The following is a 665-nucleotide window of genomic DNA, read 5'->3' as shown; positions in this document are numbered from 1 at the left end:
GCAATGTATGAAACCAAAGGGCGGGCTACGCCATATTTTAACTCGGTAAGCAGCCCTAAAATTTCGCGCCCCGCTTCATCTTCTAAAAGTTGGTCTAAATGAATATCGGAGTGGCATACAGGACAGCGGCATAATTTCATAGACCACCTCTTGCTTGCCATTTTTTCAATCGCTCAAGCACTAAACTGGCCATATCATCGCGTAAAGCCCCCACGTTAAGCACTTGAATATTCATCCCGCGCTTAGTGTAAATAGGGTTCACTACGCCGCGCACAAACGCATTGAGCGCATTTTCCGACCCGTCTCGCACAAGCCCTTGTTTGCTCATTTCAATCCAAATGGCGCGAATTTTGTACGCAATGTTGCTTTTTACAACCGCACTTTTCCCGCTTGGTGAATGATTTCGGCGGCTGGTTTTCTTAAATCCTTTGGCTTCCATTTCCGCTTCCACTTTCATTAACTCTGCCACGCTCATTTCTTTGCATGATGTTTTCCCGGTAACGCGCTCAAGCATGGCGCGGTAGCTATATTCATCCATTGCCAGTTTTTGCTTGGCTATATGAATTAGCTGGATCAGCTTTGGTTTAGTTTTATGCATTGTTTATTCCTTTTTAAAACACATTATTCAGCCCACTTAAACGTGGCTTAAATGGGCTGTAAATGGG

2 protein-coding genes are annotated in these 665 nt (G+C 44.7%); both read right to left on the bottom strand.

Annotated features, from left to right (window positions below; translation table 11 throughout):
- The coding region (locus DPV85_RS10050) for an HI_1489 N-terminal domain-containing protein (RefSeq protein ID WP_521687653.1) at positions 1–140 on the bottom strand (140 nt) is incomplete at its 3' end.
- Complete coding sequence (locus DPV85_RS09895) at positions 137–598, bottom strand: gp16 family protein (protein ID WP_111327876.1); 462 nt, start codon at positions 596–598, stop codon at positions 137–139. The genes DPV85_RS09895 and DPV85_RS10050, both read right to left, overlap by 4 nt.
- Positions 599–665 lie beyond the last annotated feature (67 nt).

The sequence above is a fragment of the Haemophilus parainfluenzae genome, assembly GCF_003252725.1.
Classification (GTDB): Bacteria; Pseudomonadota; Gammaproteobacteria; order Enterobacterales; family Pasteurellaceae; genus Haemophilus_D; species Haemophilus_D parainfluenzae_L.
Note: the sequence above shows the minus strand (reverse complement) of the source record. Positions and strands in the feature narration are given on the sequence as shown.

Coding starts and splice junctions, on each gene's coding strand:
- DPV85_RS09895 (WP_111327876.1), bottom strand. CDS start 598: ATGCATAAAACTAAACCAAAGCTGATCCAGCTAATTCATATAGCCAAG.